This is a genomic window from Streptomyces sp. JK94 (assembly GCF_053613315.1).
In genome coordinates this window covers 33,690-48,518 of sequence record NZ_JBSICH010000026.1, presented here as the reverse complement: position 1 = coordinate 48,518, position 14,829 = coordinate 33,690, and the positions used below count along the sequence as shown (strand labels likewise).

Genomic DNA, 14,829 nt, shown 5'->3' with positions numbered 1-14,829 from the left:
TGCCGGTGCCGACCGGGCGCCGGCGCCCGGAGCCGGGGGCGTCGTGCGGGTGCCGGCGGCGTAGGGTCGCGCTCGGTCAGGTCCGGCTCACCCTCGCCTCGGGGTGAGCCGAGGGCCGCGGGGTGAGCCACGGGCCCGCGGGGGTGAGCCACGGGCCTCACACCGCACGGCCGCGTCAGGCGCCCGGCGTCCGCGGTGCCGACGGCGTCCACCCCTGCCCGCGCAGTACGCCCGACACGTCCGGTGCCCGGTAGTGGTCGCCCTTGAGGACCTTGCCGTCGGCTCTGCGGCTCACCTGGCCGTCGGGGCCCACCTTCGTCATGTTGGAGCGGTGGATCTCGGCGATCACCTCGTCCAGGTCGATGCCGTGGACGAGGGCCGTGCCGTAGGCGACGTAGACCACGTCGGCCAGTTCGTGCGCGAGCCGGTCGAGCGGACCCCGCACCGACACCTCGGCGACCTCGGCGGCCTCCTCGGCCAGCAGCTCGCCTCTCTGGGCGGCCAGGTCGGGGGCGACCTCGGTCGGAGTGCTGCGGACGTCCAGCCCGAAGGCGCGGTGGAAGGCGCGGACCAGGCCGGCGGGCGAAGAACTCATGCCGACGACTGTATCGATCACCACTGACAGCAGGCCCGCGCCACCGCACGGCCGACGTGTGACCCCGGCCCTGGTCAGCGGGGTTGCGGACTGGCAGGATCGCGCCCATGTCCACGCTGCTCTCCCGTATCGGCAGGCGCCGGGCCGCCCAGGGCGCGGTCGCCGGTGCCGTCGCCCTCGGGCTGCTGCTGTGGTGGCTGGTGCCGCTGGGCGAGGAGCCGCCGGGCGGCACGATCACGTTCAGTACCGGCACCCGCGCGGGGGTCTACCAGAAGTACGGCGAGCTGCTCCGCGCCGAGCTGCGCAAGGACATGCCGGAACTGAAGGTACGGCTGATGACCAGCGCGGGTTCGCAGGAGAACGTCGAGCGGGTGGCGTCCGGGAAGGCCGACTTCACGATCGCGGCGGCCGACGCGGTGGAGACGTTCAAGATCGCCGGCCGGCCCGGTGCCGAGGGGCTGCGCGGGGTCACCCGCCTCTACGACGACTACGTGCAGCTCGTGGTGCCGAGCGACTCGGACATCCAGTCCGTCGCCGACCTGCGCGGCAAGCGGGTGGCCATCGGCCTGCCGGACTCGGGGGTCCGGCTGATCGCCACCCGGCTGCTGGAGGCCGTCGGCATCGACCCGGAGAAGGACATCACGCCGCGTGCGGACGGTATCGACACCGGTCCCGGGCGGCTGGGCGACGAACTCGACGCGTTCTTCTGGTCCGGCGGGGTGCCGACGGACGGGCTCCGGCAGATCGCCGAGACCTCCGCCTTCCGCTTCGTGCCGATCGGCGACGATCTCGTCACCGAGCTGCACGAATCCGGGGGCGCGACGCGCTACTACCGGACCACCAACATGCCGGAGTCGGCCTATCCCACCGTGCAGAACGGCGCCGTGGTGCCCACGATGGCGGTCTCGAACCTGCTCGTGACGCGTGCGGACATGGATCCGCGGCTCACCGAGTGGCTGACCAGGACGGTGCTCGACAGCCGCGACGGCATCGGGGCACACGTCCACTCCGCGCAGCTGGTGGACCTGCGCACGGCGATCTACACGGCCCCCCTGGAACTGCACGAGGGTGCCCGGCGCTACTACCGGTCGGTCAAGCCGTAGGGACACTGGCGCTCCTACCAGTCGGTCGAACCGCTGGGGCACGCGACTCGCCAACCGGTGAATTGAACCGTAAGAGCACGCGGCACCCCAGCCGCTCGGTCAGCCTCAGACCTGCTCCGGCCCCTTCCGCGGGCCCGACCTCGGTACGGTGACCGTCACCTCCAAGCCGTGCGGTTCGTGGTGGCCGAAGGAGATCGAGCCGTCGCCCGCCGCGAGCAGCGCCCGGCAGATGGACAGGCCGAGGCCCGACCCCTTGACGTTCTGGTGCCGGCCGCTGCGCCAGAAACGGTCGCCCACGCGCGCGAGCTCGTCGTCGGTCAGTCCGGGACCGTTGTCGGTGACGACGACGGTGGCCGCGTTCCCGGTGGAGGCGACCACGACCCGGACGGTCTCGTCACCCGGCGTGAACTTCACCGCGTTGTCGATGACCGCGTCCAGGGCGCTGGAGAGCGTCACCGGGTCGGCCCAGCCCGTGGTCGGCGGGCAGTCGCCCACCAGTCGCACCCCCTTGGCCTCGGCCGTCGGCGACCAGGCCGCCACCCGCTCGGCCGCCAGCGCACCGATGTCGGTGACTTTCAGGTCCGCCGCGCTGTGCTCGGCCAGAGCCAGGTCGAGCAGGTCGTCCAGGACCCGCGCCAGGCGCTTGCCCTCGGCCTGCACGGAGGCGATCTCCTCGTTCCCCTCGGGCATCTCCAGGGCGAGCAGTTCGATGCGCAGCAGGAGCGCCGCGAGGGGGTTGCGCAGTTGGTGCGAGGCGTCGGCGACGAAGGCACGCTGCTGTTCCAGCACGTCCTCGACGTGGTCGGCCATCTCGTTGAAGGAACCGGCCAGGCGTCTCAGCTCCGGCGGTCCTCCGGCCGGAGCGACCCGGGACTTGAGCCGCCCGGTGGCGATGTCGTGGGTGGTGGCGTCGAGCACCCGTACCGGCTTGAGCACCCAGCCGGTCAGCCGGAGCGCGGCACCCACGGCGAGCAGCATCGCGGCGATCTCCCCGGCGCCGATGACCAGCCAGCCGTGCAGGGTGCGCGACCGCGCGGAGTCGGTGGGCGACTCGGTGACCACGACCGCGACCACGTCCCCGTCGCGGATCACCGGTGAGGCGACCACGAGCCGCCCGTCCTCCCAGGGCCACACCTGTCGCGGGTCGTGGCTGCGCCGGCTGAGCAACGCCTCGTCGAACGAGTCGCGGACCTCGCCGGTCTGCGGGAGGAACCAGGTCGTCGGCGCGTTGGCCATCGGAATGTGGTTGCGGTAGAAGACGCCCGCCTTGATGCCGTAGACCTCGTAGTAGCTGGTCAGCTCGGTCTGGAGGGTCTCCAGGCGCTCGTCCGTGGTCGTCCGGCGCGAGCCGCCCGGCGCGTGCTCGGTGACGAACTGGGCGAGCGCGGCGAAGCGTGCCGTGTCGTCTATGCGGTCGATGACGACCTTCTGCTGCTCCGCGCGGGCGACGCTCACGCCGAGGGGCACGCCGAGCGCGAGCAGGACGGCCGCCATCAGGACGATGAGCAACGGAAGCAGGCGTGTGCTCACCAGGCCCCGCTACGCGGTGGGGACGACGAGGCGGTAGCCGACGCCGCGGACGGTCTCGATGAGCGTGGGCATGCGCAGCTTGGCGCGCAGCGAGGCGACGTGCACCTCCAGCGTGCGCCCGGTCCCCTCCCAGCTGGTGCGCCAGACCTCGCTGATGATCTGCTCCCGGCGGAAGACCACCCCGGGGCGCTGCGCTAGCAGGGCGAGGAGGTCGAACTCCTTGCGAGTGAGCTGGACGGCGGCACCGTCGACGCTGACCTGGCGCGTCGGCAGTTCGATGCGCACCGCTCCGAGGCGCACCACGGTCTCGGTGCCGCCCGTGGCGTCCTCGTGGGCGGTGCGCCGGCTGACGGCGTGGATACGGGCGAGCAGCTCCCCGGTGTCGTACGGCTTGACCACGTAGTCGTCGGCGCCGAGGTTCAGGCCGTGGATGCGGGAGCGGACGTCGGAGCGGGCGGTGACCATGATGACGGGGGTGCTGGTGCGCTTGCGGATCTTGCCGCAGACCTCGTAACCGTCCTGGTCGGGCAGCCCGAGGTCCAGCAGGACGACGCCGAAGCAGTCGCTCTCGGGCACGAGCGCCTGGAGTGCCTCTTCGCCGCTGCGCGCGTGGGTGACGTCGAAACCGTGCCGTGCCAGGATCGCGGACAGGGCGGCGGCCACGTGGTTGTCGTCCTCGACGAGCAGCAGTCTCATCCGGGCCCCCTTCGGTTCATCGGCCATACGCTCGGGATGGATACAAAGACACGTGCACGCGCGCGGGCACCCCGTGCAGTGACGCCGATGGATGGGGACGGCGTCAAGAGGGTTCCGGTTGCGGCCGCCCGAAGTTATCCGGCCGATATGCGCCCTGCTCGCCGGTGCTACGACTCGTGTCCGATTGCTATCGGATCGTGATGCTCAGATTCCCCTCAGATGTAGAGACGCAGGTCGTGCGCCGTTATTACTGTCCTCCGAAACCGAGGAGGACGGAGCCCGAGAGCGATGACCGAAGTATCGGTGGCCAAGGAAGATGCGGCCGCGACCGACGAACTGGTCGTCCTGAAGAGTGTCAACAAGCACTTCGGCGCGTTGCACGTGCTCCAGGACATCGACCTGACGATCACCCGCGGCGAGGTTGTCGTGGTCATCGGACCCTCCGGGTCCGGCAAGTCCACCCTGTGCCGCACCATCAACCGCCTGGAGACCGTCGACTCAGGATCGATCGCGATCGACGGCAAACCCCTCCCCGCCGAGGGTAAGGAGCTCGCGAGGCTGCGGGCCGACGTCGGCATGGTCTTCCAGTCGTTCAACCTCTTCGCGCACAAGACCGTGCTCGAGAACGTGACCCTGGGCCAGATCAAGGTCCGTAAGGCCAACTCCAAGAAGGCCGAGGAGAAGGCGCGCGCCCTGCTCGACCGGGTCGGCGTGGCCGCCCAGGCCGACAAGTACCCCGCGCAGCTCTCCGGAGGCCAGCAGCAGCGTGTCGCCATCGCGCGGGCGCTGGCCATGGACCCGAAGGTCATGCTCTTCGACGAGCCGACGTCGGCTCTCGACCCGGAGATGATCAACGAGGTGCTGGAGGTCATGAAGCAGCTCGCCCAGGAAGGCATGACCATGGTCGTGGTCACGCACGAGATGGGCTTCGCCCGGTCGGCGGCCAACCGCGTGGTGTTCATGGCGGACGGCCGCATCGTCGAAGAGGCCACCCCGGACCAGTTCTTCAGCAACCCGCGCAGCGACCGTGCCAAGGACTTCCTGTCGAAGATCCTGCACCACTGACACCTACGGCTCCGGCGTTCCGCACGGCCCGCCCTCGCCGGCCCGCCTCTCGTCTCTGATCGTCCGATCACAGTCAAAGGATGTTCACCATGAAGCTCCGCAAGGTCCCCGCCGCCTCGGCCACCGTGCTCGCCCTCGCCCTGACCGCCACCGCGTGCGGCGGTGACAGCGACGGCGGTTCCTCCGGCGGTGACGACAAGAAGATCACCATCGGCATCAAGTTCGACCAGCCGGGCCTCGGCCAGAAGACCCCGGACGGCTACGAGGGTTTCGACGTGGACGTCGCCACGTACGTCGCCGAGAAGCTCGGTTACGCCGAGGACCAGATCGAGTGGAAGGAGTCGAAGAGCGCCGACCGCGAGACCATGCTGCAGCGCGGCGACGTCGACTTCATCGCCGCCACCTACTCGATCACCCCGCAGCGTCAGGAGAAGGTCGACTTCGCCGGCCCGTACCTGCTGGCCCACCAGGACGTGCTGATCCGCGCCGACGACGACAAGATCAAGACGCCGGAGGACCTGAACGACGCGAAGCTCTGCTCGGTCACCGGTTCGACGTCCGCCCAGAACGTCAAGGAGAAGCTGGCGCCCAAGGCCCAGCTGCAGCCGTACCCGGCGTACTCGGCCTGCCTGCCCGGCCTGCAGAACGGTGCCGTCGACGCGCTGACCACCGACGACTCGATCCTCGCCGGTTACGCCGCCCAGTCGCAGTTCAAGGGCAAGTTCAAGCTCGGCGGCTTCAAGCTGACGAACGAGAACTACGGCATCGGCGTCAAGAAGGGCAGCGACCTCAAGGACAAGATCAACAAGGCGCTGGAAGAGATGGTCGCCGACAAGTCCTGGGACAAGGCCGTGAAGGACAACTTCGGTCCGGCCAACTACCAGAACGAGCCGGCGCCCGAGATCGGCGACATCAAGAGCTGAGGCAGCGCCTGACAGGGTGCTCCGCTCTCCGGAAGGGGCGGCGCACTGGGGCGGGCATCCCTACACGCGGAAGCGCGGGAGATCGTGTTCGACTTTCTTAAGGATTACGACCTGCTGGGAGCCTTCTGGACGACGGTGCAGCTCGCTGTGCTGTCGGCCGTCGGCTCCCTGGTCTGGGGCACCGCACTGGCCGCCATGCGGGTCGGCCCGGTGCCGCTGATGCGCGGCTTCGGGACCGCTTACGTCAACACCGTGCGGAACATCCCGCTGACCGTCATCATCCTGTTCACGTCACTGGGCCTGAACCAGACGCTGGGAGTGTCCCTCGGCGCGAACGATGTCGAGACGATCAACTTCCGGCTCGCCGTCCTCGGTCTGATCCTCTACACCTCCTCCTTCGTCTGCGAGGCGCTGCGCTCGGGCATCAACACGGTGCCGGTCGGGCAGGCGGAGGCGGCCCGCGCCATCGGCCTCGGCTTCAGCCAGGTGCTGAGCCTGGTCGTGCTGCCGCAGGCGTTCCGCTCGGCCGTCGTCCCGATGGCGAACGTACTGATCGCTCTCATCAAGAACACCACGGTGGCCGCGGCCATCGGTGTCGCCGAGGCGGCACTGCTGATGAAGGAGATGATCGAGAACGAGGCACAGCTGCTGCTGATCGCCGCGGTCGTCGCCTTCGGTTTCGTGGTTCTGACGCTGCCGACCGGCCTGGTCCTGGGCTGGGTGGGCAAGAAGGTGGCGGTGAAGCGATGAGTTCCGTTCTCTACGACGCCCAGGGTCCCCGCGCCAAGCGCCGCAACATCGTCTTCACCGCGGTCTTCGTGGTGGCCCTCGGGGCCCTGCTCTGGTGGGTGTTCAACACCCTCAAGGACAAGGGCCAGCTGGAATGGGCCCTGTGGGAGCCGTTCTTCTCCGGGACCGAGGCGTGGAGCACCTACATCTGGCCGGGCCTGGAGAACACGCTGAAGGCCGCCGCCCTGGCGGTGGTCATCGCCCTGCCGCTCGGCGCCGTCCTCGGCATCGCCCGCCTGTCGGACCACGTGTGGGTACGGGGCCCGGCCGCGGTGGTGGTCGAGTTCTTCCGGTCCATCCCCGTGCTGGTCCTGATGATCTTCGGTCTCGCCCTGTTCGCCAGGTACACCGACGTCGGCGCGGACGTCCGCCCGCTGTACGCGGTGGTCACGGGTCTGGTGCTGTACAACGCCTCCGTTCTCGCCGAGATCGTCCGGGCGGGCATCCTGGCCCTGCCCAAGGGCCAGTCCGAGGCGGCCATGGCGATCGGCCTGCGCAAGGGCCAGGTGATGCGGACCATCCTGCTGCCGCAGGCGGTCACCACGATGCTGCCGGCCATCGTCAGCCAGCTCGTCGTCATCCTGAAGGACACCGCGCTCGGCGGCGCCGTCCTCACCTTCCCCGAGCTGCTCGCGTCGGCCAACACCATGAGCGGCTACTACGGCGCCAACGTCATCGCCAGCTTCACGGTGGTCGCCGTGATCTACATCGCGCTGAACTTCCTGCTCACGACCTTCGCCGCCTGGCTGGAGCGGCGGCTGCGGCGGGCCAAGAAGTCGACCGGCACGGTGCTCAAGACGGACGACACCGGAGTGCCCGGGGCGTCCACGACCGGCACCGGCGGCGGAGCCGCCTGACACCCGGTCAGTCCGTACGGGCATCACGGAGGCAGTGGCATGATCGCCACTGCCTCCGTCGCTTGACGCAAGCACCGGCAATAGGTTGCATACGTTCTGTGACCGTGCACCCTGCTCCAATGTCCTGTTCACCCACGTCTCCCGGGACGCCGCCACGGGCAGGGGGCGCCGCGCCGTGGACCCGGTGATCATCACCGGAGCGGGGCCCGTCGGGCTCACGCTCGCCCTGGCGCTGGCGCGGCAGGAGGTGCCCTGCGTCGTCCTCGACGAGGGGCCGGGCAAGGACGAGCCGCGCCCCTCGCGCACCGTCGTCCTGGGCGAGGACACCGTCGCCCTCGTCGAACGGCTCACCGGCACCCGCCTGACGGGGCTGGGTACCCATTGGGCCGGATGGCGGTCGGTGCGGCGCAAGCAGGTGATCCGTCGGGTCGAGTTCGGGGAGACCGATCCGGCGCCGCTGCACCTCGCCCAGCACGAGCTGACCGGTGTCCTGCGTACCGCGATCGCCCACGATCCGCTCGTCGAGACGGCGGTGGACAGCCGTCTCGACGGCATCGAGCAGGAGACCTCCGGCGTCACGGCTCACACCCGGGGCCCCGGCGGAACCTGGTGGCGGGGCAGCTACCTGGTCGGCTGCGACGGCTCCCGCTCGACCGTCCGCAAGCTTCAGGACATCCGCTTCCCCGGCCGTACGGCGGTGGAACGGTACGCCGTCGCCGCGCTGCGCACCGAACTCCCCTGGACGGACGAGGCGCTGCTCCACCGGTCGCCGCCATGGCGCACGTCCGGTCCGTCGGCCGGTGAGATCGTCGCCCGCCCCCTGCCCGACGGCGTGTGGCGCCTGGACTGGCTGCTGCCTCCCGGAAAGGACCTCGTCACACCGGAACTCCTGGTGAACCGGGTCCGTGAGACTCTCACCGGCTGGGCCGACGGGTCGATGCCCTCGTACGAACTCCTCGACACCGGGGTCCACACGGTCCACCACCGGCTGGCCCGCCGCTGGCGGGTGGACCGCGTGCTCCTCGCCGGGGACGCGGCCCACCTGCTGGGCACGCTGGGCACCCAGGGCCTTGAGGAAGGGCTGCGGGACGCCGACAACCTCGCCTGGAAACTGGCCCTGGTCTGGCACCACGGGCCGCACGAGGCACTGCTCGACAGCTACCAGGAGGAGCGGCGCACGGCGATCGCCGCCCGGCTGCGCGCCGCCGACCAGGTGCTGCCGTTGCTGCGTGGCGGCGGCGGCCTGCGTTCCTACGTCCCGGGCGCGGCGCGAGGCAACGACGCGCTGCTCGCGGACGGTCATCTGGGGCGCGGAGCGCTCGGTGCGCCGGGGACGTACGCCGCGTCGCCGCTGGCGCCTGCCGGCCTCGCCGGGGAAGTGGCCGTCGGCACCCCGCCCGGGGAGCCCGTCACCGATGTGCGGGTCACGGCGGAGGACGGCACCTTCGTCGGACTGCGCGACCGGCTCGGGCGCGGGGCACTGCTGGTGGTGCTGGTCGCGCCGGGCACGGGTGTGTGGGACCGCAAGCACTGGGTGACCGCCGGGATCATGCCCCGGCTGGCGGCGGCGGTGACGGCCCTGCCGTGCCGGGCCGAGTTGCTGGTCGCCGAGGCCTATCCGGGCGCCGCGGCGCACACGGTGCTGCTGGTACGGCCCGACGGTCACCTGGTCACGGCGTTGAGCGGGGTGCGTCCGGCCGACCTGTACGCGGCGGCCGAGGCGACGCTGGGCGGGGCGAGGACGGCCACGGAGACGGCGTCGGAGGCGGGAGCCACGGCCGGGTCCCGCTGACCGGCCTGCGGCGCCAGCGGCCGGCGGCCGCTGGCCGGGAGGACGCTTTGTTGTCGGCGCCCGGTGGATGGTGGCTGGGGATGCTGCTGCCGGCGCCCGGGGGGGTGGCCGGGGGATGCTCTTGCCGGCCGCCCGGCGCCCGGGGGCGATTGCGCGCTACGAGGCCGGTACGGCGCTGCTGGGGTGGATCCGGCGCGCGCCGCCCTGCGAGGGGAACGGCGTGATCCCCCGGCGCCCAAGTCATCGAGCGCGTCGAACGGGCGGAGGAGCCCCGGTCGGCCCCTGGCCCGCGCGTCGTCCCCGTCACGTCACTGGGCCGGCGTGGTGCCGCGGGTCAGTCCTCCCCGTCGTCGAGGAACTCCGTGTCCTCGCCCTCCTCCTCCAGCGCCTGGCGGACCACCCGCAGGGCCATGCCCTCGGGGTAGCCCTTGCGGGCCAGCATGCCCGCGAGGCGGCGCAGCCTCCTGTCACGGTCGAGGCCGCGGGTGGCGCGCAGCTTCCGGGCGACGAGATCGCGCGCTGTCTCCTCCTCCTGTTCGGAGTCGAGCCGGGAGACCGCCGCGTCGATGAGCGTGGACTCGACACCCTTGGTCCGCAGCTCCCTGGCGAGCGCGCGCCGGGCCAGCCCGCGGCCGTGGTGCCGGGAGTCCACCCAGGCGTCCGCGAAGGCGCTGTCGTTGATCAGTCCGACCTCCTCGAACCGGGCCAGCACCTCCTCGGCGGCCTCGTCGGGAATCTCGCGCTTGCGCAGGGCGTCGGCGAGTTGTTTGCGTGTGCGCGGGGTCCCGGTGAGCAGGCGCAGGCAGATCGCCCTTGCCTGCTCGACCGGGTCCCGCGGAGGCTCCCCCTTCTCGGCCCTCGACGAGGAAGTGGCGCCTCCGTCCTCGGCGGACGGCTCCGCGCGCTCGCGCCGCCCACGGCCGCCGCCCGTTCTCCTGCCCCGTCCGCCCGCGCGACGCGCCCCGCCATCACCGCGACGCGCCTCGCCGACGCCGGGTGCACCCGCGTCGTACGTCTCCCCCGCATCGCACGCTCCCCCGGTGCCGTACGACGCGAAAGGACCGGCCGGGACATCCGCCGCGGCGGACAGGTCCGTCTCGTACGGAGCCGCAGCCACCCCGTACGCGCCGTCGTCCGTCCCGGCGGAGCCCTGGTCACCCGGTCTCCTGCGGCCACGCTCCCGCGAAGCGGCATCCGGGTAGGCGTACTCGGCCCAGTCGGTTCGTCGTGTCACGGGTCAGCTCTTGGCTGCCGCGGCCTTGGCCTTGGTGACCTTGGCGGTCGTGGGCGCGGGCACCGCCGGTGCGGGTTCGGCCGCCGCGGCGTCCGGTCCCGTCTCGGTGGCCGCCGGCTCCTCGGGCCGTACTCCGACGCCCAGCTTCTCCTTGATCTTCCTCTCGATCTCGTTGGCGAGGTCGGGGTTGTCCTTCAGGAAGTTGCGCGCGTTCTCCTTTCCCTGGCCGAGCTGGTCGCCCTCGTACGTGTACCAGGCGCCCGCCTTGCGGACGAAGCCGTGCTCCACACCCATGTCGATCAGGCCGCCCTCGCGGCTGATGCCCTGGCCGTAGAGGATGTCGAACTCGGCCTGCTTGAAGGGCGGCGCGACCTTGTTCTTGACGACCTTGACGCGGGTGCGGTTGCCGACCGCGTCGGTGCCGTCCTTGAGCGTCTCGATGCGTCGGATGTCGAGTCGCACCGAGGCGTAGAACTTCAGCGCCCGGCCACCGGTCGTGGTCTCGGGGGAGCCGAACATCACGCCGATCTTCTCGCGGAGCTGGTTGATGAAGATCGCGGTGGTCTTGGACTGGTTGAGCGCGCTGGTGATCTTCCGCAGGGCCTGGCTCATCAGGCGGGCCTGCAGACCGACGTGGCTGTCGCCCATCTCGCCCTCGATCTCCGCACGCGGCACGAGGGCCGCGACGGAGTCGATGACGATGAGGTCGAGGGCACCGGAGCGGACCAGCATGTCCACGATCTCCAGGGCCTGCTCGCCGTTGTCCGGCTGGGACAGGATCAGGTTGTCGATGTCGACGCCGAGCTTCTGCGCGTACTCGGGGTCGAGGGCGTGCTCCGCGTCCACGAACGCGACCTGGCCGCCGGCCTTCTGCGCGTTCGCCACGGCGTGCAGGGTCAGGGTCGTCTTGCCCGAGGACTCGGGGCCGTAGACCTCGATGACGCGGCCGCGCGGCAGGCCGCCGACGCCGAGGGCCACGTCGAGCGCGGTCGAGCCGGTCGGGATGACCTCGATGGGCTCCTTGGACCGGTCGCCCATGCGCATGACCGCGCCCTTGCCGAACTGCCGTTCAATCTGTGCGAGTGCGGCGTCCAGAGCCTTCTCGCGGTCGGTTCCTGCCATGGGTTCCACCCGGTTTGCTTGATTCGATCGCTTCACGTCAAAGACGCTAATGCCTGCCACTGACAATCCACCCCGATGCGGGTCCGGCCTGTGGATAACTCGGGCACTTCTCCGTCCAAACCCAGTCGAATCGCCCGTCACGAGCCTCGCCGGAGCCTCCATGAGAATGGATGTTCGATTTTCGTGTCAAGCGCACCACGCGGCACCTCCGAGCGTACGTCTGCCGGACCGGTGGCCGGGTGGCTAGAGTGCGGACGCACCGCGAGATGAGGGGGACGCCATGGCCAAGGTCAGCATCAGTCTCGACGCGGAACTGGCGGTGGAGGTGATGGTCCTGTCCGGCATCGGCTCGCCCCAGGACGCCGTCGAGGCGGTGGTGCGGGACTACATCGCCCGCGGCCACCGCACGGAGACCCGGACCGGGTCCAAGGACCGGAACCTGCGGGAGGTCGACGCCAAGCCGCAGGAGCCGCAGGGCTGATCCGCCCGGCCGCCGGCCGGACCGGTCGGCCCTCTGCGTACGGCGTGGGGGCCGGCATCATGCCGGCGCGGTCCTCAGGAGGAGCCGGAGCCGCCCTCCACGGCTCCCGCGGTGGTGGAACCTCCGGGCTCCGGCCGCCGGGCCCACAGTTTCCGCAGGCGCGTCGGTGCCGGGGGCCCCGACCGGGGGCCCCGGCGTCCGTGGACACGCGGATCGTCCGTGACGTCGTAGCGCTTGACATAGGCCCCGAGGAACGCCTGCAGCGTGGCGACCGCCGGGATGGCGATCAGCGCGCCGACGGCGCCGAGCAGGGCCGCGCCCGCGACCACCGAGCCGAAGGCGACCGCCGGGTGGATGTCCACGGTCTTGGAGGTGAGCTTGGGCTGCAGTACGTAGTTCTCGAACTGCTGGTAGATCACCACGAAGATCAGTACCCACAGCGCGTACCAGGGGTTGACCGTGAAGGCGATCAGCATGGGCAGCGCGCCCGCGAGGTACGTGCCGATGGTGGGGATGAACTGCGACACCAGGCCCACCCACACGGCGAGCGCCGGGGCGTAGGGCACCTCCAGGATCTCCAGCAGGATGTAGTGCGCCATGCCGGAGACCAGCGCCATCAGGCCGCGCGAGTACAGGTAGCCGCCGGTCTTGTCCACGGCGATCTCCCACGCGCGCAGGACCTCGGCCTGCCGGGCGGGCGGCAGGACGGAGCAGAGCGCACGCCGCAGCCGGGGCCCGTCGGCGGCGAAGTAGAAGGAGAACAGCAGAACCGTCAGCAGCTGGAAGAGGCCGCCGATCACCTGGGCCGACACGTCCAGGACGCCGGTGGCGCTGTTCTGCACGTAGTTGCGCAGCCAGTCGGAGCGGAGCAGGCCCTCCTGGATGTCGACCCGCCTCAGCTCGGTGTGGAAGTGGCCGTTGACCCAGTTGATGACGGAGTCGAGGTAGTCCGGGAAGTCCTCGACCATCTTGACGATCTGGCCCGCGAGCATGGAGCCGAGGAGTGTGACGAACCCCGCGGTGGCGACCAGCACGGCGAGGAAGACGAGGAAGGTGGCCAGCCCGCGGCGCAGCCCGCGTGCGGCCATCCAGCTCACCGCGGGTTCGACGGCGAGGGCCAGGAAGAACGCGATGAGGATGTTGATCAGCAGGCCGGTGAGCTGGAGGAAGGCCCAGCTGCCCAGCTGGAAGACGGCGATGAGCGTGAGCGCCAGCACCATGGCGCGCGGCAGCCAGCGCGGCATGCGGGCGCCGGGCCCGGCGGTGCCGCCGGCGGTGCCGGGGGACGGCGTCGTGCCGGGCGGGGGTGCGTGCCGGGTCGCCTGCCCGGACTCGTCAGTGGGTGCCACGGACCAAGTCTCGCCCACGCCGACGACGTCGCAGTACCGTCCGGCGGTCTCCGTGACCGATCAGCGCTGTTCCTGGGGCACGTTCATGACGGTGCAGACCACCCGCCACACGTCCTTGGCATCCCAGCCGGCGTCCAGCGCCTCGTGCACCGTACGACCGTCCAGCTCCGACATCACGTGGTCGCGCGCGAAGGTGTCGGCGTAACCCGGACCGAAGTGATCCGTCATCCGCTCCCAGAAGACCGTCAACCGCATGACCCCAGTATCCCGCCCCTGAGGGTGGGCCCCGCGCCGGGACCACGTGCCGGGGCCGCTGTGCGCCCTACGGTCTGACCATGGCCGAGAACGAAGCTCCCCCACTTCCCCAGCCGCCCCGGCCCGCCGCGGCGTCCTGCGCGCTCGCGCGCGCGGAGCGCTTCGTCTGGCTCACCGCGCGCGTACTGGAACAGCGCCTCTTCAGGTACCACTTCCGCGGAGGCGAGGCCGGCCCGGTGGAGACCGCGCTGGACGCCTACCGCAACGAGGACGGCGGATACGGCCACGCCCTGGAGCCCGATCTGCGCGGTCCCGTCAGCCAGCCGCTGCACACCGCGCGCGCCCTGCGCGTCCTGGACGCCGTCGGACGCTGCGGCGGACAGCGTGTGGAGCGGATGTGCCGCCATCTGACGTCCGTGTCCACCCCGGACGGTGCCCTGCCGGCGGTCCGTCCCAGCCGGCACGGGCATCCGGCCGCGCCCTTCGTGCCGGTCGTGGACGACCCGCCCGGTGAGCTGCTCGCCACCGGTCCGGTGGTCGGCCTGCTGCACCGCAACGAGGTCTGGCACGCCTGGCTGTTCCGGGCCACGGACTTCTGCTGGCAGGCGGTCGAGTCGCTGGAGGCCTCGCATCCGTACGAGGTCGAGGCCGCCGTGGCCTTCCTGGACGCCGCTCCCGACCGCCCGCGTGCCGAGGCGTCGGCCGGCCGGCTGGGCCGCCTGGTGCGTGAGCAGCGCCTCGCGGTGCTGGACCCGGACCACCTCGACGCGTACCCGGTCTTCCCCGGCTGCGCCCCGGGCGAGCGCCACTTCCCCCACGACTACGCGAGGCGCCCGCGCTCCCTCGCGCGCGCGTGGTTCACGGACGACGAGATCACCCGCTCCCTCGACTTCCTCGCGTCGGAGCAGGAGGACGACGGGGGCTGGCCCGTCCGCCGGCGCCGCTGGGCACCCGCCCCCGCCCTGGAAGCCCGCCCGGTGGTGACGCTGGAGGCCCTGCGCACGCTCCGGGCCTACGGCCGCTCCCTCGGCTGACGCG

The 14,829-nt window shown here is 71.1% G+C and carries 15 protein-coding genes; 8 read left to right on the top strand and 7 right to left on the bottom strand.

The window, feature by feature from the left end:
- Window positions 1–175 precede the first annotated feature (175 nt).
- The gene (locus ACVV2G_RS23015) at window positions 176–595 is read right to left on the bottom strand and encodes a pyrophosphohydrolase domain-containing protein (protein WP_453844639.1); all 420 of its coding nucleotides are present in this window, start codon (window positions 593–595) and stop codon (window positions 176–178) included.
- 107 nt (window positions 596–702) lie between these two features.
- Between ACVV2G_RS23015 and ACVV2G_RS23010 the strand changes: the two genes are divergently transcribed.
- Window positions 703–1,698 (top strand): TAXI family TRAP transporter solute-binding subunit, encoded by a 996-nt coding sequence (locus ACVV2G_RS23010; RefSeq protein WP_453844638.1) that lies wholly within the window; start codon window positions 703–705, stop codon window positions 1,696–1,698.
- Window positions 1,699–1,803: 105 nt separating this feature from the next.
- On the opposite strand, the gene ACVV2G_RS23005 is transcribed toward ACVV2G_RS23010, so the two are convergent.
- Window positions 1,804–3,228, bottom strand: coding sequence for a sensor histidine kinase (locus tag ACVV2G_RS23005; RefSeq protein WP_453844637.1), 1,425 nt, complete (start codon window positions 3,226–3,228; stop codon window positions 1,804–1,806).
- Between the two features lie 9 nt (window positions 3,229–3,237).
- Window positions 3,238–3,924, bottom strand: coding sequence for a response regulator transcription factor (locus ACVV2G_RS23000; RefSeq protein ID WP_453844636.1), 687 nt, complete (start codon window positions 3,922–3,924; stop codon window positions 3,238–3,240).
- Between the two features lie 288 nt (window positions 3,925–4,212).
- Between ACVV2G_RS23000 and ACVV2G_RS22995 the strand changes: the two genes are divergently transcribed.
- The 5 genes from ACVV2G_RS22995 to ACVV2G_RS22975 all read left to right on the top strand — a co-directional run bounded on the left by ACVV2G_RS22995 (window position 4,213) and on the right by ACVV2G_RS22975 (window position 9,350).
- On the top strand, window positions 4,213–4,989 hold the full coding sequence (locus ACVV2G_RS22995; protein WP_453844635.1) for an amino acid ABC transporter ATP-binding protein: 777 nt from the start codon (window positions 4,213–4,215) through the stop codon (window positions 4,987–4,989).
- 89 nt (window positions 4,990–5,078) lie between these two features.
- Complete coding sequence (locus tag ACVV2G_RS22990; RefSeq protein WP_453844634.1) at window positions 5,079–5,912, top strand: glutamate ABC transporter substrate-binding protein; 834 nt, start codon at window positions 5,079–5,081, stop codon at window positions 5,910–5,912.
- Window positions 5,913–5,996: 84 nt separating this feature from the next.
- Window positions 5,997–6,662: an amino acid ABC transporter permease gene (locus ACVV2G_RS22985; RefSeq protein WP_453844633.1), complete on the top strand. Its 666-nt coding sequence runs from the start codon at window positions 5,997–5,999 to the stop codon at window positions 6,660–6,662.
- Entirely contained in the window at window positions 6,659–7,558 is a 900-nt protein-coding gene (locus ACVV2G_RS22980; protein ID WP_453844632.1) for an amino acid ABC transporter permease, read from the top strand. The genes ACVV2G_RS22985 and ACVV2G_RS22980 overlap by 4 nt, the downstream gene beginning before the upstream one ends.
- A 175-nt stretch (window positions 7,559–7,733) precedes the next feature.
- Complete coding sequence (locus ACVV2G_RS22975) at window positions 7,734–9,350, top strand: FAD-dependent monooxygenase (RefSeq protein WP_453844631.1); 1,617 nt, start codon at window positions 7,734–7,736, stop codon at window positions 9,348–9,350.
- Window positions 9,351–9,684: 334 nt separating this feature from the next.
- On the opposite strand, the gene recX is transcribed toward ACVV2G_RS22975, so the two are convergent.
- The gene (gene recX, locus ACVV2G_RS22970) at window positions 9,685–10,584 is read right to left on the bottom strand and encodes a recombination regulator RecX (RefSeq protein WP_453844630.1); all 900 of its coding nucleotides are present in this window, start codon (window positions 10,582–10,584) and stop codon (window positions 9,685–9,687) included.
- 3 nt (window positions 10,585–10,587) lie between these two features.
- On the bottom strand, window positions 10,588–11,706 hold the full coding sequence (recA, locus tag ACVV2G_RS22965; protein ID WP_453844629.1) for a recombinase RecA: 1,119 nt from the start codon (window positions 11,704–11,706) through the stop codon (window positions 10,588–10,590).
- 280 nt (window positions 11,707–11,986) lie between these two features.
- Between recA and ACVV2G_RS22960 the strand changes: the two genes are divergently transcribed.
- Entirely contained in the window at window positions 11,987–12,187 is a 201-nt protein-coding gene (locus tag ACVV2G_RS22960) for a DUF2191 domain-containing protein (protein ID WP_453844628.1), read from the top strand.
- 74 nt (window positions 12,188–12,261) lie between these two features.
- Here ACVV2G_RS22960 and ACVV2G_RS22955 read toward each other — a convergent pair whose 3' ends face one another.
- Both ACVV2G_RS22955 and ACVV2G_RS22950 read right to left on the bottom strand, forming a co-directional pair.
- Window positions 12,262–13,536, bottom strand: a complete 1,275-nt coding sequence (locus ACVV2G_RS22955) for an AI-2E family transporter (protein ID WP_453844627.1) — start codon at window positions 13,534–13,536, stop codon at window positions 12,262–12,264.
- 60 nt (window positions 13,537–13,596) lie between these two features.
- Entirely contained in the window at window positions 13,597–13,791 is a 195-nt protein-coding gene (locus ACVV2G_RS22950; RefSeq protein ID WP_453844626.1) for a DUF3046 domain-containing protein, read from the bottom strand.
- Between the two features lie 80 nt (window positions 13,792–13,871).
- Here ACVV2G_RS22950 and ACVV2G_RS22945 point away from each other — a divergent pair, with 80 nt between their 5' ends.
- Window positions 13,872–14,825, top strand: coding sequence for a hypothetical protein (locus tag ACVV2G_RS22945; protein WP_453844625.1), 954 nt, complete (start codon window positions 13,872–13,874; stop codon window positions 14,823–14,825).
- Window positions 14,826–14,829: the final 4 nt, after the last annotated feature.

Bases quoted from the DNA above. Each gene is read 5' to 3' on its own strand.
- ACVV2G_RS23015 (WP_453844639.1), bottom strand. From the start codon at position 595: ATGAGTTCTTCGCCCGCCGGCCTGGTCCGCGCCTTCCACCGCGCCTTC.
- ACVV2G_RS23010 (WP_453844638.1), top strand. From the start codon at position 703: ATGTCCACGCTGCTCTCCCGTATCGGCAGGCGCCGGGCCGCCCAGGGC.
- ACVV2G_RS23000 (WP_453844636.1), bottom strand. From the start codon at position 3,924: ATGAGACTGCTGCTCGTCGAGGACGACAACCACGTGGCCGCCGCCCTG.
- ACVV2G_RS22995 (WP_453844635.1), top strand. From the start codon at position 4,213: ATGACCGAAGTATCGGTGGCCAAGGAAGATGCGGCCGCGACCGACGAA.
- ACVV2G_RS22990 (WP_453844634.1), top strand. From the start codon at position 5,079: ATGAAGCTCCGCAAGGTCCCCGCCGCCTCGGCCACCGTGCTCGCCCTC.
- ACVV2G_RS22980 (WP_453844632.1), top strand. From the start codon at position 6,659: ATGAGTTCCGTTCTCTACGACGCCCAGGGTCCCCGCGCCAAGCGCCGC.
- recA (WP_453844629.1), bottom strand. From the start codon at position 11,706: ATGGCAGGAACCGACCGCGAGAAGGCTCTGGACGCCGCACTCGCACAG.
- ACVV2G_RS22960 (WP_453844628.1), top strand. From the start codon at position 11,987: ATGGCCAAGGTCAGCATCAGTCTCGACGCGGAACTGGCGGTGGAGGTG.
- ACVV2G_RS22950 (WP_453844626.1), bottom strand. From the start codon at position 13,791: ATGCGGTTGACGGTCTTCTGGGAGCGGATGACGGATCACTTCGGTCCG.
- ACVV2G_RS22945 (WP_453844625.1), top strand. From the start codon at position 13,872: ATGGCCGAGAACGAAGCTCCCCCACTTCCCCAGCCGCCCCGGCCCGCC.